Here is a 21984-nt window from a genome sequence, read left to right as displayed (position 1 = left end):
TCGCCGCGCGTCCCTGCGCGATGCTCGGAGGCATGCCCCTCGTGCCGAGCAAGGACCCCCAGCTCGTGCTCCTGCGCCACGGCGAGACGCAGTGGAGCGCCAGCGGGCAGCACACCGGCCGCACCGACCTCCCCCTCACGCTGGCGGGCGAGGAGCAGGCCCGCACCGCCGGCCGCGCGCTGGGCGGCATCCCCTTCGCCACGGTGTTCGCCTCGCCGCTCGAGCGCGCCCGCCGCACGGCCGCGCTCGTCGGGTACCCCGACGCCGTCGTCGACCCCGACCTCGCGGAGTGGGACTACGGCCCCGTGGACGGGCGCACCAGCGCCGACGTGTCCGCCCTCGTGGGCCACGACTTCCAGATCTTCGACGACGGCGTGCGCGTGCTGCCGCCCGACACCGAGCACGGCGGCGGCCGCCCCGGGGAGCTGCTGGAGGACGTGGCCGCGCGCGCACGGCGCTTCGTCGAGCGCGCCGACGCCACCCTGCAGGCCGGCGGCAACGTGCTGGCCGTGGCGCACGGGCACCTGCTGCGCGTGCTCGCGACGGCATGGCTGGGGATCGACCCGCGGTTCGGGTCGCGTCTGGAGCTCGGCACCGCCGCGATCTGCCAGCTCGGCTACGGCCACGACCTGCGGACCATCGAGGGCTGGAACCTGCCGCCGCACGTCTGACCCGTGCCGCGGCACCGGGCCGGTCCCGCGCGGCGGCGCGTCTGGCACGATGTGCCGCATGACGCTGAACGACGACGACCTCATCGGCGGCGAGCACGTCGTCCTCGAGCTGCACGAGCACGCGAAGGCGGTCATCTGGCCGTTCCTGCTCCTCCTGGTCCTGCTCGTCGCCGCGGCGTTCTCGTTCGTCGTCCCGATGGACGACGTGGTCCGCTGGATCGTGCTCGGCCTGCTGCTCGTCGTCGCCGTGGTGTGGGTGCTCGTGCCGTGGCTGAGGTGGCGCACCACCTCGTGGACCGTCACCACCAAGCGCATCGCCATGCGCTCCGGGATCGTCACCCGCGTGGGCCGCGACATCCCGCTCTACCGGATCAACGACATCGCCCTCGAGAAGGACCTGCTGGACCGGATGCTCGGCTGCGGCACCCTGCAGGTCTCCGACGCCACCGAGAAGGCGGGGATGATGCTGCGCGACGTGCCGCGCGTCGACCGCGTGCAGGTGCAGCTGCAGGAGCTGCTGCACTCCGCCGACGACGGCTCGGACGACGGCGAGTGGCCCCCGTCCGAGCCGACGCGCGGGCGGCGTCGCTGACCCGGTGCCGCTGAGCTAGCTCTTCCCGCGAGGCAGCGGCAGCGGCTCCATCCACTGGTCGTCGGCCGTGAGGTCGATGCCGAACTCGGACGCGAACCGCATCGTCGTGTCGACCAGCACGCCGTCCACCGACTCGTCGAGCCGGTACACGCGCGCGCCCCGCAGCCGGTTCCGCTCCGCGCCGCTCAGCCCGTACGTGCCGAACCCGGTGTTGCCGGAGTAGCCCAGCCGCACCCCGTAGTAGTCGCCCGAGTACGTGTTCACGTGGTCGTGGCCGCAGAAGATGCCCTGGACGTCGCCCCGATGCTGGACGGCGGAGAACAGCCCCGAGTTGAACGGGCCGGGGCACTCCTCCTCGTTGCGCTCCCCCACGATGCCGTGACGCGCGACGCCACGCTCGTGGTCCGCCGCCGTACGGCCGTCCACCGAGCCGAACCACATGAAGCGGTACTCCCACAGCGGGATGTGGATGAACATGAGGGACGGGATCGCGCGGCGGTAGCGCTTCTCCAGCTCGACGGACGTGCGGAAGTACCAGTCCACCTGGTCCATCCGCACCCAGTCCCACGTCGGGTAGCCCGTGAGGTTCTGCCCCGCGATCGTGCTGGGGGCGTACCGGCCCGAGTCGAGCAGCCACACGTTGAAGGCGGGCCGGCCGTTCGTGCCGTCGATCAACAGGTGCGAGTTGCCCTGGCCGGTCACCCCCGTGGCCGTCGGGCCGTTCACGTTGTGGCGGTACGAGCGGTAGAACGCGAGCATCTGCTCCTCGTCCACGCCGCTGGTGGGCGTCGAGTCCTCGTCGTGGTTGCCGAACGTGATCGCCCAGGGGACCTGCCGCTCCTCCATCGGCTGGACCACGTTGTTCATGGCCTGCCGCATCTCGAGCGGAGTGTCGCAGCCGCCGGTGATGTTGTCCCCGTTGAGGATCACCAGGTCCGGGCGCTCGTCGTCCAGCACCGCGCGCATGAGCTCCAGCGTGCGGCGGTCGATCTTCTCGTCGTCCTGGGTGTCGTTGAACTGCACGATCGTGTACGTGCCGTCCTTGCGGAATCTCAGCTGGGGGGTGCGTCCGCCCGCGGCGGACGTCGCACCGCCGGCCGACGCCGCCGCCGACGGGGCCGCCGCGACGGCGGTGCCCGCCGCGCCCAGGCCGGTGAGGGTCATGAAGGTGCGGCGGCCGAGGCCGGACCGCTCGTCCGCGGTGGTCTGCTCGGTCGTCTGGTCGGTAGCCTGCTCGGTGCCGGTGGACACGTCGACGTGCTCGTTCCGTTGCTCGCTCATGCCCCGGAACGTAGGCGGCACGAGGGTCGCCCGACGGGCCGGGCGATGAACCCCCCATGGACAGATCCCGAACAGGGCGGGACGCGCGCTGCGCGCTTTCCGGAGGCGCGCTCAGGAGGGCGCGCTCAGAAGGGCGGTGGCCCGTCCCGGTGCCGGTCGCGGCTTGGGTCTCGGTCGCGATCTCGGGCGCGGTCTCGGTGCGGAGGCAGCGACGTGCGCGGGTCGTGCGACACCGGGTCGCGGGCGAACCGGTGGCCGGTCGGGGCGGTCCAGGTGGTGCGGCCCGTGGCCGGGTCCCGCGCGACCTGCCAGCCGCCGACCGTCTTGGCGCGGTGGTGGGTGCGGCACAGCGCGTGCAGGTTGGCACCGTGCGTCTGCGGGGCGTCGGCGGTCGGGTCGAACGGTGCGACGTGGTCGAGGTCCGAGGACGCGGCGGGCACCCGGCAGCCGGGGAACGCGCACGTGACGTCACGCGCGACGACCGCGGCCCGCAGCGCCGCGCCCGGCCGGTAGGTGCGGGACGACACGTCCGTCAGCACCCCGCTCGCCGGGTCGGTGAACAGCCGCTGCCAGACGGCGTCCGGGTCGGACGCGAGCGCCCGCGCCATCGCGGCCGGGATCGGGCCGTGGCCCGCGAGGATCGCCGGCAGGTCGTCCGAGCCCAGCAGGGTCGACGCCGCCACCGACACCCGGACACCTCCCCCGGCCCTGCGGCGGGGCGCAGCGCCGCCGGCCGCGGCAGCCTTCCCTGCGGTGTCGATCTGTCCGGTGACAAGGGCGATGAACGCGTCGGCGCGGCACTCGTCCAGCCGCCGCGCCTCCCCGGGAGCGCGGCGCAGCGCGAGGCCGACGTCGTCGATCGCGGCGAACGCGCGGGCGGCGTCGTCCGCGGGCAGGTAGGCGGTGAGGTAGGCCATCGCGTCGTCCACGGGCTCGAGCCGCACGAACCGTTCGGCCCGGGCCGCGCGGTACCGCTCGTCCGCCCCGTCCGGGTCCACCGCGATCTCCGCACGACGCATCCGCGCCCGGATCTGCGGTGCCGTGAGGCGCTCCGCGTCGGGCAGCACCTCGGCGACCGCCTCGCGGCGGAGGCGGTCGGGAAGGCGCCCGGCGTCGATCAGTGCCTCCGCCTTGCGCCGGTCGACGACACCGGAAGCCAGCGCGTCCGCCACCTCGGGCAGCCGCGACGTCCCGTGCGCGACCGTGACGAGCTGCGCCCCACCGTGCCGTGTCAGGCCGAGCCGTGCCGCGACCGCGTCGGCCACGAACTCGTGCCGCGACGACCCCCGCGTGCGCTCCAGCATCTCCGCGAGCACCCGCGCGGACCCTGCCTGCGCCCAGGCCGCGACCCGCTCCCACGCGGCCAGCACCTCCAGGATCGTGAAGTCGTCCAGCTTCGCCTCGTCCAGCGACGCCAGCGTGCTCGCCAGCTTCGGGCCCGGGCTCATGGCATCCAGCAGCGCCAGCAGGGGCCGGTCGTCGGGGCAGCCCGCATCTGCGTCGACCGGCTCGGCCGCAGCCCGGCCCCGGACACCGCCGGACACCCGGGCACGGCTGTCGGCACGACTGTCGCTGTCGACCACCGCGCCGCCGGGCGCCCAGTGCAGGTCGACAGCGCCGTCGTCGGAGTCGTCCGGACGACCCACGAGCGTGCCGGTGCCCGCCCGGACGCCAGCAGGTTCGTCGACCACCTCGACGGCCAGGTCGCCGGCGGCCAGCTGTCCGGCCCGGGCTCCGGGCCGGACCTTGACCGTGTCGATCTGGTCGCTGCCGAGAAGCCCGGCGATCGCGCGTTCGAGAACCGTCGCGCGCACCGTCGTGACGAACGGTGCGCGCGACGTGTACGGCTCCGGCGCGACCGGGGCACAGGCCGCGCCGGAGCCGGTTGCCCGAGAACGGCGGCGGCCGGGCAAGTGGGGGACCGCCCTCTCCCCGTCGTCTTCGAACATGTGTTCGAGAGTAGCGGGCGCGCGCACACCTCACAAGGGCAGATCAGGAGTCCGTGGACGGCGGCGACCGCGCCGTCCGCTCAGGCCAGACCGTCCTCGTGGAGCACCCGCTGCGCGACGGCGAACGCGCGGTTGGCGCTCGGGACGGAGCAGTAGATCGCGGTCTGGAGCAGGACCTCGCGGATCTCGTCCACGGTGAGCCCGTTGCGGACGGCCGCGCGCACGTGCATGGCGAGCTCCTCCCAGTGCCCGCCGGCGACCAGCGCGGTGAGCGTGATCATCGACCGGCTGCGGAGGTCGAGGCCCGGGCGCGTCCAGACCTCGCCCCACGCGTACCGCGCGACAAGGTCCTGGAAGTCGGCGGTGAACGCCGTCGTCCCCGCCTGCGCCCGGTCCACGTGATCGTCACCGAGCACCGCGCGGCGCACGGCCGTCCCGGACTCGCGCCGGCGTTCGTCGCCCGTGCGCCCGTCGCTCACACGCCCGTTGCCCACACGGCCGTCGCCGTGCCCGTCGTCGTGCCGTGCCGTCGTCATCTCCCTGCCTCCTCGGTCACCCGGTCCGTCGCCAGGTCGGTCACCAGGTCACGGACCAGCGCCGCGGTGCGACCCGGCCGCTCGGCGGGCGCGAGGTGCGCCGCGCCGTCGATCACGACGAGCCTCCCGCGCCGCACGCCGCGCGCCACCTCCGCGACGTCGTCCGGGGTGGTGGCCGGGTCGTCGGCACCGGCGACGGCGATCACCGGCGCGTCGACCCCGGCGAGCCGGTCACGCACGTCGAACCGCGACAGCGCCCCGCACACGGCGGCGTAGCCGAACCGGTCTGCGGTCTGCAGCGCGGTGAGCAGGCGCGTGCCCACGTCGGGGGCGCGCTCCAGGAACCCCGGCGCGAACCAGCGGCCCGCCGCGGCCGCGACCTGCGTGGGCGTGCCCGCCGCGGCGACCAGCGCGCCCCGCTCGCGCCACGGCCCGGGCTCGCCGAACCGCGCCGCCGTGCAGCACAGGAGCGCGCCGCGCACCCGCCCGGGCGCGTCGAGAAGCAGCTGCTGGCCGACGGCCGCGCCCACGGACACGCCCGCGTACCAGAACGGCGCGCCGGCGTCGCCGCGCTCCGCCTGCGCCCGGTCGACGAGCGCCAGCACCGCGGCCGCCAGGTCCGCCATGGTCAGGTCGTCCAGCGTGCCCGGCTCCACCGCGGGCGACGACCCGTGCCCGGGCAGGTCCCAGCCGACGACGTCGAGCTCGCCGTCCAGCAGCGGCACGACGTCGTGCCACACCGCCTCGACCGACGTGCCCAGCGACGGCCCCAGCACGAGCAGCGGCCGGGTCGCGTCACGCACCGCGAACGCGACCGCGCCGAGGTCGGGCGTCGTCATCGGTCGCCTCCCTCGGGGACGGCGGCGGGTGCCCGGTGCGCCGGGCCCGGACCCGTGCCCGCGTACCGCGCCAGCACCCGGTCGACGACGACCGCCGCCGCGCCGGTGTCCACCACGTCGTCCGCGCCGGCTCGCGCGCCGCCGGCCTCCTCGTCGTCCCCCGGGTCGCGCGCGCCCGGACCCGCGCCGAGGTGCTCACGAAGGTTCCGCGCGACGGCCGCCTCGTCGACCTCCAGGCCCTCGAGCAGCTCCGCGCCCGCGTGCGACGCCGCGACGGCGTGCCGCGCGAGCTGCTGCAGCGCGGGCCACTCGGCGTGCCACGCGCCGTCGGGCCGCTCGTCGACGGCCTGGCCCGCGGACGCGAGCACCTGCGCCGCCAGCGCGGGGGCCGCGAGCGCCGACCGGCGCACGAGCACGGACAGCACGGGGTTGCGCTTGTGCGCCATCGCCGACGACGCCCCGCGGCCGGGGGCGGCGGGCTCGCGCAGCTCCCCCACCTCGGCGCGCACGCCGACCAGGACGTCCACGGCGACCGTCCCCAGCGCGGCGCACGCCTCCGCGAGGGCGGCGGCCGCGCGGACCACCGGGAACCGGGTGACGTGCCAGGGCCCGGCCGTCACGGGCAGGCCCAGCTCGGCCGCCCAGGCGTCGACGGGGCGCAGCGCTGCCTCCGAGGTCGACGTGGTCTCGACAGGCTCGACCGACGGGGTCGCGCCGACGGGGCGCAGCGCTGCCTCCGAGGTCGACGTGGTCTCGACAGGCTCGACCGACGGGGCCGCGTCGACGGGGCGCAGCACTGCCTCCGAGGTCGACGTGGTCTCGACAGGCCCGACCGACGGGGGCGCGAGCGTCCCGGCCGCGCCGCCGAACGCGAGCGGCAGCGCGCGGGTCGCGTCGTCGAGCCGCGCCCGCGCCTCCGCGAGGGACTGCAGCCACCCGGCGCAGCGGGCGCCGAGCGTGATGGGCACCGCGGGCTGGGTGAGCGTGCGCCCGAGCGCGGGCAGGTCGCGGTACCGGCGCGCGAGGCCGGCCGCCGCGGCGGTGGCGCGCGCAAGGCCCGCGTCGGCCGCGCGACCGGCGTCGCGCAGCACGAGCACGAGCGCGGTGTCGAGCACGTCCTGCGACGTGAGCCCGGCGTGCACCGCGCCGACGACGTCGGCCACCGGCGTCCCGGCGGCCACGGCCGTCCCGCAGCCGGCCTCGACGGCGGTCCGCAGCCGGGCGAGCAGCGGGATCACGGGGTTGCCGCCCGCGGCCGCGTCGCGCGCCACCTCGGTCGCCAGCGCGAGCGCCGCCCCGTCGTCCCCCGCGAGCGCTACCACGGCCCGGTCCACGACGGACCCGACCGCCGCGGGCACGACGCCGCAGCGCACCTGGGCGCGCACCCACGCGGCCTCGGCGGCGAGCATCGCCCGCAGCACCGCGACGTCGTCGGTGACGGCGGCGGGCGACCCGCGGCCGAGGTCCGCGCCCGGGGTGAGGAGGCCGACGTCAGGCACGGCGGGCCCCCGGTCCTGCAGGCTCGCGGGTGTCGACAGGCTCAACCAGCGGGTCGGACGGCGGGCCGGCCGCCACGCCGCGGACGACGCCGTGCACGTGGTCGGACAGCTGCGGCGGCGGTGCGTGACCGGGCGTGCCCTGCCCGAGGTCGAGGAACACCGTCTCTCCCTCCCCGTGCAGCCGGACGTCGTGGCGCAGCGAGCCGTCGGGCTCGCGCGTCGCGACGAGCGTCGCACGACGCTCCGGCTCCAGCCCGGCGAGGAGCGGGTCGGCGGCGAGCGCCGCCGCCCTGTCCGGGTCGCCGTCGTCCGGCAGGTAGGAGCGCGTGAACAGCCGGTCGGTGAGGCCGCGGGCGAACACCGCGACGGCGATCACGGCGGCCTTCCCGGGCGCGGTCGGGCCGGGTTCGAGCGTGCGGAACCAGTACCTGCCCTCGCGGTCGGTCTCGGCGCGGCCCCAGCCGGTGAACGTGCCGTCGCGCTGGATCGAGCCCGGGCGCTGCAGGACGGCGCCCGAGGGGTCGGCGTGCCAGATCTCCAGCAGGGCGTCGGGCACGGGCCGGCCCGCGCCGTCGGACACCGTGCCGTGCAGGCGCACCGCGCCCGGGGTGCCGGGCTCGACCAGCTCGTTCCCCCGGTCGTACGGCAGCCCGAACGCGAAGAACGGGCCCACCGTCTGCCCGGGGGTGGGTCGCAGAGCGGGGGTGGCGGCGCCCGGCGCCGCGGGGCGCGTCGTGTCACTCATCGTCGTCCTCCGGCTCCGTCCAGGTGCGGCCCGATCCCGACAGCACGATGTCCCACCGGTAGCCCGTGGACCACTCGGGGGAGGTGAGCGCGTGGTCGTAGACGGCGACGAGCCGGTCGCGGGCCTGCGGGTCGCGGATCGACTGGTAGATGGGGTCGAGGGCGAACAGCGGGTCGCCGGGGAAGTACATCTGCGTCACGGTGCGCTGCGTGAAGTCCGTGCCGAAGAGGGAGAAGTGGATGTGCGCGGGGCGCCAGGCGTTCACGTGGTTCTTCCACGGGTACGGGCCGGGTTTGATGGTGGTGAACCGGTACCAGCCGTCGTCGTCGGTGAGGGCGCGGCCGACCCCGGTGAAGTTCGGGTCGATCGGGGCCGGGTGCTGGTCGCGCTTGTGGATGTACCGGCCTCCCGCGTTCGCCTGCCACACCTCGACGAGCTGGCCCCGCACGGGGCGCCCGGCGCCGTCGAGCACACGGCCCGCCACCACGATGCGCTCGCCGATCGGCTCGCCGCCGTGCTGGACGGTGAGGTCCGCCTCGAGCGGGCCGATGTCGCGCTCGCCGAAGACGGGCGAGAGCAGCTCGATCGTCTCCGGGTCGGCGTGCCGCAGGTCCTTGGTGGGGTGGCGCAGCAGGGAGCTGCGGTACGGCGCGAAGTCGCGCACCGGGCCGGTCTCCTCCGGCGCGCCCTCGGACAGCGCGTCGCGGTATGCCTGGTGGCTGGCCCGGATCTCGGTGGACAGGTCCGTCTGGCTCTCGGTCACTTCGCTCCTTCCGTGATGATCGGCCCCCAGCCGGTGTAGCCCTCGGCGAGGAACCTGCGCCCGCTCTCCGACGCGACGAGCATGCGCAGCTCGGCGACCCGGCGGCGGGCCTCGAAGCCCGACTCGGCCGGGTGCGAGTGCAGCATCCGGCTCATCCAGGCCGAGAAGTGCTGCGCCCGCCACACGCGCTCCGACACGCGCCGGCCGTACTCGTCGAGCAGGTCGTCGGCGGCGCTTCCCGGTCCGCCCCGAGCGAACCAGGTGGTCAGCACGTCGTGCAGCACGACGACGTCCCCGAGCGCCAGGTTGAGCCCCTTGGCGCCCGTGGGGGGAACGGTGTGCGCGGCGTCGCCGGCGAGCAGCATGCGGCCGTGCCGCACGGGCTCGAGGACCGACGACCGGAAGCGCAGCACCGACCGCTCGGTGACCGGCCCCTCGACGAGGCGGAATCCGTCCGCCCCGGCGACGCGCCGCTGGAGCTCGTGCCAGATGCGCGCGTCGTCCCAGCCGGCGGGGTCCTCGTCGGGGTCGCACTGGAAGTACATCCGCTGGTGGGTCTCGGTGCGCTGGCTGATGAGCGCGAACCCGTGCTCCGAGGCCGTGTACACGAGCTCGGCGGCGCTGCGCGGCGCCTCGACGATGACGCCGAACCAGGCGTACGGGTACTCGTGCACGTAGTGCCGCCGCAGGTCCTCGGGCAGCGTGTGCCGGCAGGTCGAGCGCGAGCCGTCGGCGCCGACGAGCACGTCGCAGCGCAGCTCGTGCTCCCCGCCGTCGGCGTCGGTCCAGCGCACGCCCGGGGTGTCGGTGCGGAGGTCGAGCACCTCGGTGACGGCGGCCTGCCAGCGCACGTCCGCGCCGTTCTCCGCGGCGCGGTCCGCGAGGTCGGTGAACACCTCCGTCTGCGGGTACAGCCACACCGCGCTGCCGGTGAGGCCGTGCAGGTCGACGCGGTGGCTCTCGCCGTCGAACCGCAGCGTGATGCCGTCGTGCCGGTCGCCCTCGCGCAGCACGCGGTCCATGCCGGCGTCCACGAGCGTGGACACCGAGCCGGCCTCGAGGATGCCCGCGCGGGTGGTGCGGTAGATCTCGTCGCGGGTGCGGGACTCCAGGACGACGTGCTCGACGCCCGCGTCGTGCAGCAGGTGCGACAGCAGCAGCCCCGCCGGGCCGCCGCCCACGATGGCGACCTGCGTGCGCTCGACCCTCGTCGTCGCCGGGCCCGTCACTCGGCGCCGCCCAGGGTCAGGCCGAGCAGGTCCTCGAGCTCCGCGTGCCCCACGCCGAAGCGCTCGACCACCGACGCGCCGTCCGGACCCACGTCGAGCACCGCCCGGTCGGCGTAGACCCGCGACACGCAACCGACGCCGGTGAGCGGCAGCGTGCACCCCTCGACGACCTTGGGCGACCCGTCCTTGGCCAGCAGGGTCATCATCACGACCGTGCGCCGGGCGCCCACCGCGAGGTCCATCGCGCCGCCGACGGCCGGGACCGCGTCGGGCGCGCCCGTCGACCAGTTCGCCAGGTCGCCGCCCACCGACACCTGGAACGCGCCCAGCACGCACACGTCGATGTGGCCGCCGCGCATCATCGCGAACGAGTCGGCCTGGTGGAAGTACGACGCCCCCGGCAGCTCCGTGACCGGCACCTTGCCCGCGTTGATCAGCTCGGGGTCCACGTCCTCGGGCGCCGGGGCGGGGCCCATGCCGAGCATGCCGTTCTCCGTGTGCAGCGTGATGCCGGAGCCCGCCGGGAGGTGGTCGCCCACGAGCGTCGGCAGGCCGATGCCGAGGTTGACGTACGAGCCCGGCGCGATGTCGGCGGCGACCCGCGCCGCGAGCTGCTGCCTGGTCAGGGGCCCCGCCGCCGTTCCCGAGGTGCCCGTCGTCCCCGAGGTGCGCGACGTGCCCGACGTCCCCGTACGGTCGGTCATGCGCTCACCCCCGCGACGGCGGTCGTGCTGTCCAGGGCCACGACGGCCGCCACGTAGATGCCGGGCGTCACGACGGCCTCCGGGTCGAGGGCGCCCGCCGGCACGACCTCGCGCACCTGGGCCGCCGTGCGCTCCGCGGCCGTGGCCATCACCGGCCCGAAGTTGCGCGCCGTGCGGCGGTAGACGAGGTTGCCGGCCGTGTCCGCGCGGTGCGCCTTGACCAGCGCGACGTCGGCCCGCAGCGGCGTCTCCAGCACCATCGGCACGCCGTCGAGCACCCGCGTCTCCTTGCCCTCGGCGAGCGGCGTGCCGTATCCGGTGGGCGTGAAGAACGCCCCGATCCCCGCCCCCGCGGCACGGATGCGCTCGGCGAGGTTGCCCTGCGGCACGAGCTCCAGCTCGATGCGGCCGGCGCGGTACGCGGCGTCGAAGTGCCACGAGTCCACCTGCCGCGGGAACGAGCAGACGATGCGGCGCACCCGGCCGTCGCGCACCAGCCGCGCGAGGGCGTCGTCGCCGTTGCCCGCGTTGTTCGACACGACGACGAGGTCGGAGGCGCCCGAGGCGAGCAGCGCCTCGATGAGCTCGACCGGCTGGCCGGCCGGACCGAACCCGCCGATCATCACGGTGGCGCCGTCCGGCACGTCCCCCAGCGCCTCCTGCGCAGTCTCCGCGACGCGCGTCATCGCACCTCCCCGCCGGACCCCGGGCCGACGTTCTCCAGCACCAGCGCCGTGCCCTGCCCGACGCCGATGCACAGCGCCGCGACGCCCCACCGCGCGCCCGAGGCCTGCAGCCGCCGCGCCAGCGTGCCCAGCACCCGCGTGCCCGACGCGCCCAGCGGGTGGCCGAGGGCGACCGCGCCGCCCCAGCCGTTGAGGATCCCTGCGTCGAGGACCCCGGCCCCGGTGCCGAGGTCGTCGTCCAGCCCCCACGCGTCGGCGCACACCAGCGACTGGGCGGCGAACGCCTCGTTGAGCTCGACCGCGCCGACGTCGTCCCACCCGATCCCGGAGCGCTCCAGCGCCCGGTTCACCGCCTCCACGGGCGCGGCGCCGAAGTACTGCGGCTCGCCCGCGACCGTCGCCCGGCCGGCGATGCGGGCGAGCGGCTCCAGTCCCGTGAGCCCCGCCGCCCGCGCCGACCCGATCAGCGCCGCCGACGCGCCGTCCGACAGCGGCGAGGCGTTGCCCGCGGTGACCGTGCCGTCGTCGCGGAACGCCGGTGCCAGCGCCGCCAGCCTCTCGAGGGACGTGTCGGGGCGGATCGTCTCGTCGCGGCGCAGGTCGGTGCCCGGCACCGGGGCGACCAGGTCGTCGTAGTACCCGGCGTCCCAGGCCGCCGCCGCGAGGTGATGGCTCCGCAGCGCGAAGGCGTCCTGGCGCTCGCGGCTGATGCCGTGCTTCGCGCGCAGCCGCTCGGTGGCCTCCCCCAGCGACACCGTCCAGTCCGCCTCCATCCGCGGGTTGACGAGCCGCCAGCCGAGCGTCGTCGACACGAGCGCCGCGTCCCCCGCGGGGAACGGCCGCGCCGGCTTGGGCAGCACCCACGGCGCCCGCGACATGGACTCGACGCCGCCCGCGACGACGACGTCGGCGTCCCCGGTCTCGACGGCCCGCGCCGCCTGCACCGCGGCCTCCAGCGACGAGCCGCACAGCCGGTTCACGGTGGCGCCCGGCACGCTCAGCGGCAGGCCCGCGAGCAGGACGGCCATGCGCGCGACGTCGCGGTTCTCCTCGCCCGCGCCGTTCGCGTTGCCCAGGACGACGTCGTCGATCGCCGCCGGGTCGAGGCCCGGGGCGCGGCGCACCTGCTCGCCCACGACGAACGCGGCCAGGTCGTCCGGGCGCACCCCCGCGAGCGCGCCGCCGTACCGGCCGAACGGCGTCCGCACGGCGTCGTACAGGTACGCGTCCCCTGTCATCGGAGCTGCCGTCGGAGCTGTCATCGGAGCCTCATCAGGTCGTCCTCGATGCGCTTCGCCGCGGCCAGCAGCGGCGGCACGATGTCGTCGCGGATCTCGGCCACGTCGCCGCGCCGCACCGGGGCCGACACGTTGACGGCGGCGACGACGGCTCCCCGCGCGTCGAGCACGGGCGCGGCGACGGAGCGCAGGCCCTCCTCGAGCTCCTGGTCCACGAGCGCCCAGCCCTGCTCGCGCGCCCGGTCGAGCTCGGCCCGCAGCGCGTCCGTCGTCGTGACGGTGTGCTCGGTGAGCGCGGGCAGCTCCGCGGCGTCCAGGAACGCGGCGCGCTCGTCGTCCGGCACGTGCGCCAGGATCGCGCGGCCCATCGACGTCGCGAACGCCGGGAAGCGGGTGCCGACCCGGATCGCCGCCGACATGATCCGGCGCGTCGCGACGCGCGCCACGTAGACGATGTCCGCGCCGTCGAGCACCGCCACCGACGACGACTCCCCCACCTCCTCGGACAGCTGCTCCAGGTGCGGCGCCGCGACCTCGGGCAGCGTGAGGCTGGACAGGTACGCGTAGCCGAGGTCGAGCACGGCGGGCCGCAGCGCGAACTCGCGGCCGTCCGAGCGCACGTACCCCAGGTCGACCAGCGTGTGCAGGAACCGCCGCGCGGACGCGCGGCTCAGCCCCGTGACGCGGGCGACCTCGCTCAGCGTGAGGGACGGCCGGTCCGCGCCGAACGCGCGGATCACCGCCAGCCCGCGGTCGAGCGACTGGACGAACTCCCCGGACCGGGGCGCCCGGTCCTCCACCGTCTCCGTGTCGTCCATGGCGTCAGCCTGCATGGGTCAGCCGTGCGTCGGCGAGCGAGCGCACGCCCTGCTTCGCCTGCTGCACGAGCTCGTAGACGTGGGTGCGCAGCCGCGCGAACTCGGGGGCGCCGCGGGTGTCGAGCTGGTCGCGCTCGGCCCCCAGCCCGACGCGCACGTCCTCGAGGATCACGGTCGGCCGCGCGGAGAGCACGAGCACGCGCTCGCCGAGGTAGATGGCCTCGTCGATGTCGTGGGTGACGAAGACGACGGTCACCCCCAGCCGCTTCCACAGCGCGCGGACGAGGTCCTCGAGCTCGAAGCGGGTCTGGGCGTCGACGGCGGCGAACGGCTCGTCCATGAGCAGCACCTGCGGCTCGTACGCCACCGCCCGCGCGATCGCCACGCGCTGCTGCATGCCGCCGGAGAGCTGCCACGGGTAGGAGCGGCCGACGTCGGCCAGGCCCACCGCCTCCAGCGCCTCGCCGACGAGCCGCGCCCGCTCCGCGCGGGCCACGCCCTTCTCCTTGAGCGGCAGCTCGACGTTCTGCGTCACCGTCATCCACGGGAACAGCGAGCGCCCGTACTCCTGCAGCACGACCGCCATGCCCGGCGGCGGGCCGGTGACGGGCGTTCCGGCGAGGGCGACGTCGCCCGACGTCGCGGGCAGCAGGCCGGCGAGGCACCGCAGCAGCGTCGTCTTGCCCGCCCCGGACGGACCGACGACGCACACGAGCTCGCCGTCGGCGACCTGGAACGACAGGTCCGCGATCGCCTCGACGGGCTCTCCGCGGCCCGTGTAGACCTTGCGGAGTCCTCGGACCTCGAGCATCGCAGTCAATCTAGGCACCTCCACGCTGGGACCGCAGGTACCCGTGGTACCAGGCGAGGACCGCGTCGGTCGCGATCCGGAAGACGAACGACAGGAGCACCCCGAGCAGGCCGAGCATGATGACGCCGCTCCACATCTCGGGGATGGCGAAGCTGCGCTGGAACTGCACCACCGAGAACCCGAGGCCGTCGCGGGCCGCGAACATCTCGCTGATCACCATGAGGATGATCGCGATCGACAGCGCCTGCCGGGCGCCGGTGACGATCTGCGGGCCCGCCCCCGGCAGCATGAGCCGCCGCACCCGGCCCCACCGGCCGAGCCGGAACGCGCGCGCCGTGTCCGTGAGCACCGGGTCCAGGCCGCGCACCCCCTCGACGGTGTTGAGCAGGACGGGCCACAGCGCGCCGGTCGCGATGACGAACACCCGCATCGACGTGCCGACGCCGAGGAACAGCATCAGCACCGGGACCATCACGGGCGGCGGGATGGCGCGGAAGAACTCCAGCACGGGCTCGGCGAACTCCCGCAGCGGCCGCACCGCACCGATGAGCACGCCGAGCGCGACCCCGACGACCAGGGCCACGGCGTACCCCACGAGCAGGCGGCCCAGGCTCGGCACGATGTCCTGCACGAACCGGGTGTCGGCGAACGTGTCGCCCGAGAACCACGTGGGCCCGAACGTCGCGAGGATCTCCGACAGCGGCGGGTTGTACGGCGACACGCTGTCCGCCGACGCGACCCACCACGCGGCGAGGAGCACGAGCGGCAGCCCGACGGCGTAGAGGACGGACTTCACGACGCTGCGGGCCGTGGCCGTCCGGGCGGTGCTCATGCCGCGACCTCCCCGCGCACGGAGGGGTGCCAGAACAGGGCGCGGTGCTCCAGCGCCCGGGCCAGCAGGTTGACCGCGACGCCGAGCAGCCCGGTGACGACGACCAGCGCGTACATCGACGGCACCGCCCCGGACTCGCGCGCGACGGCGAGCAGCTTGCCGATGCCCGGCGTGCCGATGAGCATCTCGCCCGTCACCGTGAGGATGAGCGCCACCGCGGCGCCCAGGCGCAGCCCGGTCATGACGTACGGCAGCGCGGTCGGCCACACGAGGGTGCGCACGCGGGCGAGCACGGAGAACCGGTACGACCGGGCGGTGTCGCTCGCCACCGGGTCCACGTCCTGCACGCCCGCGAGCACCTGCACCAGCACCTGCCAGAACGACGCGTACACCACCAGCAGCAGCGTGGCCTGCACGCCCGTGCCCCACAGCAGCACCGCGATCGGGATGAGCGCCACCGACGGCACCGGTCGCAGGAACTCGATCGTCGACGCCGTGGCCGCGCGCAGGAACGGCACCATGCCGATGACCACGCCCAGCACGACGCCCGCCACCACGGAGATCGCCAGGCCGGCGATCCACGTGACGAGCGTGTCCCCGAGGGCCACCCAGAACTCCGGCGTCTGCACCCGCTCCACCAGCGCGGCGAGGATCTGGGTCGTCGGCGGCAGGAAGTCCGGGTTCACGAGGCCCGACGAGGGCACCACCTGCAGCACGACGAGCAGCGTCGCCACGCCCGCGGCGCCGAGCCAGGCGGCCCGGTGGGCGAGCGGGCGGGCGGGTGCAGGGCGGGCGACCGTCATGGCATCAGCGCCGAGACGTCGACGGGCTCGTCGAACATGCCGTACTGCAGGCCGAGGTCGGCGAGCCGCTGGACCTGCGCCTCGTCGAGCTCGGCGGTGAAGCGCGGCATGACCATGGCGTCCTTCACGGCCGGGTCGATCTCGGTGTACGAGTCGAGGACGGCGCGCGTCTCGTCGGGGTTCTCCTCCGCGTACGTCAGGGACTTCTCGAGCGCGGCGGTGAACGCGTCCACAGTCTCCGGGTCGTCGGCGACCTGCTGCTCCGACGTGAAGTAGGCGGCGATGAGCAGGTTCGGGTCCGTCTCGGCGAAGTTCCACGCGACGGGCTCGGCCCCGGCCTGCAGCGCGCGGGTGAGGTGCGGCTCGAGGATCCAGGCGGCGTCGACCTGGCCGCTCTCGACGGCGGCCGGCATGTCCGGGAAGCCCATCTCGACGAACTCGACGGCGGACGGGTCGCCGCCCGCGTCGTCCACGACCTTGCGGACCGTGGTGTCGCCGATGTTGTTGAGGGTGTTGACGGCGACCGTCCGGCCGGCCAGGTCGGCGGCGTCCTCGATGCCCGAGTCCGGCATCGCGACGACGGCCGCGAAGTCCTTGCCGGCCTCCCCGGTGGTGAGGTTCCCCGGGGCCACGACCTTCAGCGGCAGGCCCTGCTGCGACGCGAGCAGGAGCGACGTGACGTTGCTGAACCCGAACTGGTACTCGCCGCTGGCCACGGCGGGCACGATGGCGGCGCCGCCCTGCGCGAGCTCGAGGGTGACGTCGAGGCCCTCGTCCTCGAAGAACCCCTCCTGGACGCCCAGGTAGATCGGCGCGACGTCCACGATCGGGATGACGCCCACGGTGACGGGCGTGAGCCCGCCCTCCCCCGATGCCGCGGGGTCGGGCTCGCCCGACGAGCCGCTGCACGCGGCCAGGGCGAGGGCGGACGCCGCGGCGACGACGGCGGGGACGGTGCGGCGCGGGACGTTCTTCCCCGGCACCTGGTTCTTCCCGAGCACGGTGTTCTCCCTTGAACGGTCCGGACCGGAGCGAACCAGTGTGGTCCGTTCTCCGAACGAGTGTGCTGAGAGTGAACATAGCGTCGGCCGCCCCGGTGGTCAACGGTCGGCGACGACGGCTGCCACGACGCAGGTTCCCGTGCGCGGGGGACGCGGTTCCCCCGTACGGGGGAAGCCCCGGCCACCCCGCCGGCGCGAGCGTGGGAGCACACCCACCCACCGACCGGAGGCAGCACGATGACCAGCACGTCCGTCCCCAGAGAGCTCCCCCGCGGCGACCTCCCGGCGCCCGACGCCGGCCCACGCGACCGGGAGGCCTCACCGCTCGAACGCCGGATCGCCGGTGCCGCGCTCGTCACGTCCGCCGCGACGGCGGCCCTGCTCGGGTTCTTCGCCGCGCGGCCCGACGTCGACCCGTTCCGCGAGAGCGGGAACTCGCTCGGGCACACGCTCCTGCCCGGCCTGCCGCTCGCCTGGCTGCTGCTCGCGGTCGCGCTGTTCGGCACCGCGACGGCCGCGGTCGTGCTGGCCACCCGGCACCAGCCGGGGCGGGCCGGCGCGTCGGTCGCCGTCGTCGAGGTGCTCGCGTTCGGGCTCCTCGCGCAGGGCACGGGCACGCTCAGCGGCGCCGGCTACCTCGTCTCGCTGGCCGTGCCGCTGCTCGCCGTGTGGGCGGGCGTGCAGGTGTACCGCAACCGGCCCGTATGGCGGCTGCCCGTCGCGGCGGCGGGCGCGCTCGCCGTCGTCGGGATCGTGGCGACCCGCGACGACCTCGCCCTCTGGCTCGGGGGCGTCGCGAGCGGCTTCGCCCGCGAGCGCTGGAGCCTGCTCGGCGTGCTGCTCCCCCTGGCGACGGCGGTGGCATGGGCGGGGCTGGCCGCGGCGCGCGCCTGGCGGCGCGGGACGCTGCGGCGCGCCAGCGCGTGGGTGACCCGTCACCGCCGGCTGTTCACGATCGTGGCTGCCCTCGGCCCGCTCCCGTACGCCCTGGCCCGCCTCACGTGGCTCACGCCGTGGCCGCAGCTGTCGATCGACGGCGAGCTGCCTCTCGCGATGCGGTTCCAGGGCATGGCGCTGGGATCGGCGGCCTGGCTCGGCGTCGTCCTCACGCTCGGCCTGATCCTGCCGTGGGGCGAGCGCCTGCCGCGCTGGTTCGGCCGCCGCGCCGGCCGACCGGTGCCGCCGGCCGCCGCGATCGTGCCCGGCGGGATCGTCGCCGTCATGCTGTGCGGGGCGGCGGTCCCGATGCTGCTCCTGATGGGATGGGCCGGCGCCGTGTTCTTTCCCGCCTGGTTCTGGGGACCGGCGCTCACCCTCGCCGTCTGGGGCTATGCGGGGCACCGGTACGGCGTCGGCTCCGGGTCGGCACCGCTCAGCGAGCGAGGGCCTGCTCGGCCCGCTCCCGCATCTCGTCGCTGAGCCGCAGCTCGCCGCCGTCGTGGGCCACGACCAGGGCCTTCGCGACGTCGGCGAGCTCGGGCGCGCCGTCGAGCCGGTTGAACGCCCCGAACCAGTCCGCGAGCGTCACGCCGTGCGCGGGCCGGCGCACCACCTCGATCTCGTCGCCGGCGCCCAGGTCGCCGTTCTCGACGACGCGGAGGTAGGCGCCGGTCCGGTTCGCCTGCGTGAACCGGCGCACCCAGCGCGGCGGCGAGCCGAGGCGGCGGGCGAACGTCTGGCACGGCGTGCGCGGCTGCGTCACCTCGAGGAGAACCATGCCCACGCGCCAGCGCTCGCCGACCACGGCGCGGCTCACCTCGAGGCCGCGGGTGCGCAGGTTCTCGCCGAACAGCCCCGGCGTGACCTCGTAGCCCAGCTCCGCGCCCCACGCGTCGGCGTCCTCCTGGGAGTACGCGTAGACCGCCTGGTCGAGGCCGCCGTGGTTGGCGCGGTCCGCCTGCACGTCGGCGTACAGCCCGTACGGGCGCGCCTTCACGCGGCCGGCGACGGGGCGCTTGTCGATGGCGGTGACGCCGACGGTCCCGGCGTCGGGCAGGAGGGCGAGGACGCGGCAGACGGCGAGGAGCTCGGGCACGGCAGCATCATCTCAGGTCACCTACCGTGGACCCCGTGAGCGAACGCACCGAGAACCTTCCCCATGTCGTCGTCGTCGGAGGAGGGTTCGGCGGTCTCGCCGTGGTGAAGGCGCTCGCGAAAGCCCCCGTCCGCGTCACCCTGGTCGAGCGGCGCGTGTACAACACGTTCCAGCCGCTGCTGTACCAGGTCGCCACCGGGGGGCTGAACGCGGGCGACGTCACCTACTGGCTGCGCGGGCTGCGGCTGAAGCAGAAGAACCTGCGGGTGCTGCACGAGCACCTGGTCGGCATCGACCACGACGCCCGCACCATCCGCCTCGCCAACGACGAGCAGATCTCCTTCGACCACCTCGTCCTCGCCAACGGCGTCACCGTGAACTTCTTCGACACCCCGGGCGCCAAGGAGAACGCGCTCGGGATGTACTCCCGCTCGCAGGCGCTCCGGATCCGCGACCAGCTCTTCATCCGGCTGGAGCGCTCGGCGTTCACCCCCGGGTCGGACGACGGCCTGCGCGTGGTCGTCGTGGGCGGCGGCGCCACCGGCGTCGAGGTCGCGGGCGCGCTCGCCGAGCTGCGCACCGCCGGGCTCGCGCCCGCCTTCCCCGAGATCCACGGCGACGCGTTCGAGATCACCGTCGTCCAGCGCGGCACGGACCTGCTCAAGTCGTTCCACCCGAGCCTGCGCGAGTACGCGGCGCACGAGCTCAAGCATCGCGGGGTCCGGCTGCACCTGGGGGCGGGCGTCGCGGAGGTGCGGCCGGACGCCGTCGTCCTCACCGACGGCACCAGCATCCGCGCCGACCTCACGGTGTGGTCCGCCGGCGTGGGCCCGCACCCCGAGGTGGACGACTGGGACCTGCCCCGCCGGCGCGGCGGGCGCATCGCCGTGGGCGCGGACCTGCAGGTCGAGGGGCGTCCCGGGGTCTTCGCGGTCGGCGACATCGCCGAGTCGCCCGACTGGCTGCCGCAGCTGGCCCAGCCGGCCATCCAGGGCGGCCAGCAGGTGGCCCGCAACATCCTCGCGCTCCTCGAGGGACGGGCCACCGAGCCGCTGAGCTACCACGACAAGGGCACGATGGCGGTCATCGGACGTCGCGCCGCGATCGCCGAGATCACCCTGCCCGTGACGTCCAAGAAGCTCCGGCTCACCGCCGGGCTCGCCTGGATCGTGTGGCTGTTCGTGCACATCATGTCGCTCGTCGGGCCGCGCAACCGCGTCACGACGCTCGCCGGGCTGGTGACCCGGTACGGATTCCCGTTCCACCGCCGGCCGATCCCGATCGTCGGCGACGTGCCCACGATCCGGCCCTCGAAGTAGCCCGCTGGTCGAGCCTGTCGAAACCCGGTGCCGGGTTTCGACAGGCTCAACCAGCGAAGGAGCTCGAGGTCGACAGGCTCAACCGGCGATGGACCGGGCGCGCACCCGGCGCGTGACGGCGTAGACCGCGAGGATCACCACGACCAGCCCGCCGGTCGCGGCGAGCTGGGCGCGCGCCGCGGGGTCGGACAGCATGAGCCCGGCGAGCGCGACCAGCGCCACGAGCGTGACCCAGGTGAGGTACGGGTAGCCCCACATGCGCAGCCGCATCGGCTCGCCGGCGCGGGCTGCGTCGGCCTCGAGGCGGGGGCGCAGGCGCAGCTGGGACACGGTGATGAGCAGCCACACGACGAACAGCGCGGAGCCGACGGCGTTGAGCAGGATCGTGAGGATCTGGGCCGGCAGCAGCCAGTTGAGGCCCACCGCGACGACGCCGAAGAACACGGACACGAGCACCGCCACCCACGGCACCTCGCGGCGGGACACCCGCGTGGTGGCGGCGGGCGCGTCGTCGCGCTGGCCGAGGGAGAAGAGCATGCGCGACGTGCCGTAGACGTTCGCGTTGAACGCGCTGAGCAACGCCAGCACGACGACGACCTCCATGAGCCGCGCCGCGCCGTCGAACCCGGCCATCTGCAGCACGGACACGAACGGCGACGCGAGCGCCGGGGCGTCGTCCCAGGCGATCAGCGCGACGATGATCGCCACCGAGCCCACGTAGAACAGCAGGATGCGCCACACGATGGTGCGGGTGGCGCGGGCGACGGCCGTGCGCGGGTCGCGCGCCTCGGCGGCGGCGATCGCCACGATCTCGATGCCGCCGAACGCGAAGACGACGGTGAGCAGGCCCGCCGCGATGCCGGCCCACCCGGCGGGCGCGAAGCCGCCGTGCTCGGCCCAGTGGCCCAGCACGCTGCCCGACACCGGGATCACGCCGACCACGATCAGCACGCCCACCACGAGGAAGGCCAGGATCGCGGTCACCTTGATGGCGGCGAACCAGAACTCCGACTCGCCGAACTGCCGCACGCCCACGAGGTTGATGCCGCCCAGCAGCACCACGACCACGGCCGCCACGGCCCACTGCGGCACGTCGGGCCACCAGCCGCTGACGATCCCCGCGACGCCGGTCACCTCGACGCCCAGCACCATGATGAGCGTGAACCAGTACAGCCAGCCCAGCAGGAACCCGGCCCAGCGGCCGAGCGCTGCCTCCGCGTAGACGGAGAACGAGCCCGACGCGGGCAGCGCCGACGCCATCTCCGCGAGCATCCGCATCACCATGACGACGAGCGCGCCCGCGATGGCGTAGCTGACGAGGACGGCGGGGCCGGCGGTCGCGACGCCGACGCCCGCGCCCAGGAACAGGCCCGCGCCGATCGCGGAGCCGAGCCCCATCATCGTGAGGTGGCGGGTGCGCAGGCCGTGCGCGAGCTGGGCGTCGTGGCCCGTGCCGGGCTGCTCGCTCGCCGTCGTACCGGGATCCGTGGGGGTGCTCACGGCCGACCACGCTAACCCGCCGCGCCGAGTTGTCAGGGCCAGGACCGTGAATACCCGCGCGTGACCCTGACAACTCGCGAGCTCCGGCACGTGTCAGGGCCAGGACCACGAGAACGCGATCCTGGCCCTGACA

At 75.0% G+C, this 21984-nt stretch carries 22 protein-coding genes; 4 read left to right on the top strand and 18 right to left on the bottom strand.

Going from position 1 to position 21984, the window contains the following annotated elements:
• The first annotated feature begins 32 nt into the window (after nucleotides 1-32).
• Both ACQFYA_RS02045 and ACQFYA_RS02040 read left to right on the top strand, forming a co-directional pair.
• The gene (locus ACQFYA_RS02045) at nucleotides 33-671 is read left to right on the top strand and encodes a histidine phosphatase family protein (RefSeq protein WP_499121098.1); all 639 of its coding nucleotides are present in this window, start codon (nucleotides 33-35) and stop codon (nucleotides 669-671) included.
• A gap of 58 nt (nucleotides 672-729) precedes the next feature.
• Nucleotides 730-1263 (top strand): PH domain-containing protein, encoded by a 534-nt coding sequence (locus tag ACQFYA_RS02040; RefSeq protein ID WP_499121095.1) that lies wholly within the window; start codon nucleotides 730-732, stop codon nucleotides 1261-1263.
• Between the two features lie 15 nt (nucleotides 1264-1278).
• On the opposite strand, the gene ACQFYA_RS02035 is transcribed toward ACQFYA_RS02040, so the two are convergent.
• From ACQFYA_RS02035 to ACQFYA_RS01960, 16 genes are all read right to left on the bottom strand, one after another.
• Entirely contained in the window at nucleotides 1279-2544 is a 1266-nt protein-coding gene (locus ACQFYA_RS02035) for a metallophosphoesterase family protein (protein ID WP_499121093.1), read from the bottom strand.
• A 125-nt stretch (nucleotides 2545-2669) separates the two neighbouring features.
• A complete protein-coding gene (locus ACQFYA_RS02030; RefSeq protein ID WP_499121090.1) occupies nucleotides 2670-4358 on the bottom strand; it encodes an HNH endonuclease signature motif containing protein in 1689 nt (562 codons plus the stop codon).
• Between the two features lie 215 nt (nucleotides 4359-4573).
• Nucleotides 4574-5029, bottom strand: coding sequence for a 4-carboxymuconolactone decarboxylase (gene pcaC / locus ACQFYA_RS02025; protein ID WP_499121088.1), 456 nt, complete (start codon nucleotides 5027-5029; stop codon nucleotides 4574-4576).
• Entirely contained in the window at nucleotides 5026-5868 is an 843-nt protein-coding gene (locus tag ACQFYA_RS02020) for an alpha/beta fold hydrolase (protein ID WP_499121086.1), read from the bottom strand. The genes pcaC and ACQFYA_RS02020 overlap by 4 nt, the downstream gene beginning before the upstream one ends.
• On the bottom strand, nucleotides 5865-7367 hold the full coding sequence (locus tag ACQFYA_RS02015) for a lyase family protein (RefSeq protein WP_499121083.1): 1503 nt from the start codon (nucleotides 7365-7367) through the stop codon (nucleotides 5865-5867). The genes ACQFYA_RS02020 and ACQFYA_RS02015 overlap by 4 nt, the downstream gene beginning before the upstream one ends.
• Nucleotides 7360-8112, bottom strand: coding sequence for a protocatechuate 3,4-dioxygenase subunit alpha (gene pcaG, locus ACQFYA_RS02010; RefSeq protein WP_499121080.1), 753 nt, complete (start codon nucleotides 8110-8112; stop codon nucleotides 7360-7362). Before pcaG ends, ACQFYA_RS02015 begins: the two co-directional genes overlap by 8 nt.
• On the bottom strand, nucleotides 8105-8875 hold the full coding sequence (gene pcaH, locus ACQFYA_RS02005; RefSeq protein ID WP_499121077.1) for a protocatechuate 3,4-dioxygenase subunit beta: 771 nt from the start codon (nucleotides 8873-8875) through the stop codon (nucleotides 8105-8107). Before pcaH ends, pcaG begins: the two co-directional genes overlap by 8 nt.
• The gene (locus ACQFYA_RS02000; protein WP_499121075.1) at nucleotides 8872-10104 is read right to left on the bottom strand and encodes a 4-hydroxybenzoate 3-monooxygenase; all 1233 of its coding nucleotides are present in this window, start codon (nucleotides 10102-10104) and stop codon (nucleotides 8872-8874) included. Before ACQFYA_RS02000 ends, pcaH begins: the two co-directional genes overlap by 4 nt.
• The gene (locus ACQFYA_RS01995) at nucleotides 10101-10808 is read right to left on the bottom strand and encodes a 3-oxoacid CoA-transferase subunit B (RefSeq protein ID WP_499121073.1); all 708 of its coding nucleotides are present in this window, start codon (nucleotides 10806-10808) and stop codon (nucleotides 10101-10103) included. Before ACQFYA_RS01995 ends, ACQFYA_RS02000 begins: the two co-directional genes overlap by 4 nt.
• The gene (locus ACQFYA_RS01990; RefSeq protein WP_499121071.1) at nucleotides 10805-11494 is read right to left on the bottom strand and encodes a 3-oxoacid CoA-transferase subunit A; all 690 of its coding nucleotides are present in this window, start codon (nucleotides 11492-11494) and stop codon (nucleotides 10805-10807) included. The genes ACQFYA_RS01995 and ACQFYA_RS01990 overlap by 4 nt, the downstream gene beginning before the upstream one ends.
• Nucleotides 11491-12732 (bottom strand): thiolase family protein, encoded by a 1242-nt coding sequence (locus tag ACQFYA_RS01985; protein ID WP_499121070.1) that lies wholly within the window; start codon nucleotides 12730-12732, stop codon nucleotides 11491-11493. Before ACQFYA_RS01985 ends, ACQFYA_RS01990 begins: the two co-directional genes overlap by 4 nt.
• 20 nt (nucleotides 12733-12752) lie before the next feature.
• Nucleotides 12753-13550, bottom strand: coding sequence for an IclR family transcriptional regulator domain-containing protein (locus ACQFYA_RS01980; protein WP_499121069.1), 798 nt, complete (start codon nucleotides 13548-13550; stop codon nucleotides 12753-12755).
• Nucleotides 13551-13554: 4 nt separating this feature from the next.
• Nucleotides 13555-14361 (bottom strand): ABC transporter ATP-binding protein, encoded by an 807-nt coding sequence (locus tag ACQFYA_RS01975; protein ID WP_499121067.1) that lies wholly within the window; start codon nucleotides 14359-14361, stop codon nucleotides 13555-13557.
• A gap of 10 nt (nucleotides 14362-14371) precedes the next feature.
• Nucleotides 14372-15193, bottom strand: a complete 822-nt coding sequence (locus ACQFYA_RS01970) for an ABC transporter permease (protein WP_499121065.1) — start codon at nucleotides 15191-15193, stop codon at nucleotides 14372-14374.
• The gene (locus ACQFYA_RS01965) at nucleotides 15190-15996 is read right to left on the bottom strand and encodes an ABC transporter permease (protein ID WP_499121063.1); all 807 of its coding nucleotides are present in this window, start codon (nucleotides 15994-15996) and stop codon (nucleotides 15190-15192) included. Before ACQFYA_RS01965 ends, ACQFYA_RS01970 begins: the two co-directional genes overlap by 4 nt.
• Nucleotides 15993-16997, bottom strand: coding sequence for an ABC transporter substrate-binding protein (locus ACQFYA_RS01960; RefSeq protein WP_499121061.1), 1005 nt, complete (start codon nucleotides 16995-16997; stop codon nucleotides 15993-15995). Before ACQFYA_RS01960 ends, ACQFYA_RS01965 begins: the two co-directional genes overlap by 4 nt.
• A 237-nt stretch (nucleotides 16998-17234) precedes the next feature.
• Here ACQFYA_RS01960 and ACQFYA_RS01955 point away from each other — a divergent pair, with 237 nt between their 5' ends.
• Nucleotides 17235-18416: a hypothetical protein gene (locus ACQFYA_RS01955; RefSeq protein WP_499121059.1), complete on the top strand. Its 1182-nt coding sequence runs from the start codon at nucleotides 17235-17237 to the stop codon at nucleotides 18414-18416.
• On the opposite strand, the gene ACQFYA_RS01950 is transcribed toward ACQFYA_RS01955, so the two are convergent.
• Complete coding sequence (locus ACQFYA_RS01950) at nucleotides 18370-19032, bottom strand: MOSC domain-containing protein (protein WP_499121056.1); 663 nt, start codon at nucleotides 19030-19032, stop codon at nucleotides 18370-18372. The genes ACQFYA_RS01955 and ACQFYA_RS01950 overlap by 47 nt on opposite strands.
• A gap of 35 nt (nucleotides 19033-19067) precedes the next feature.
• On the opposite strand from ACQFYA_RS01950, the gene ACQFYA_RS01945 reads away from it, so the two are divergent.
• Nucleotides 19068-20351, top strand: coding sequence for an NAD(P)/FAD-dependent oxidoreductase (locus ACQFYA_RS01945; protein WP_499121054.1), 1284 nt, complete (start codon nucleotides 19068-19070; stop codon nucleotides 20349-20351).
• A 78-nt stretch (nucleotides 20352-20429) separates the two neighbouring features.
• Here the strand turns inward: ACQFYA_RS01945 and ACQFYA_RS01940 are convergent, their stop codons facing one another.
• Nucleotides 20430-21851: an amino acid permease gene (locus ACQFYA_RS01940; protein WP_499121051.1), complete on the bottom strand. Its 1422-nt coding sequence runs from the start codon at nucleotides 21849-21851 to the stop codon at nucleotides 20430-20432.
• Between the last annotated feature and the right edge of the window lie 133 nt (nucleotides 21852-21984).

This window comes from Promicromonospora sp. Marseille-Q5078, assembly GCF_050315395.1.
Lineage (GTDB): Bacteria > Actinomycetota > Actinomycetes > Actinomycetales > Cellulomonadaceae > Isoptericola.
The sequence above is the reverse complement of the archived record's forward strand: the minus strand, read 5'-3'. Positions and strand labels throughout refer to the sequence as shown.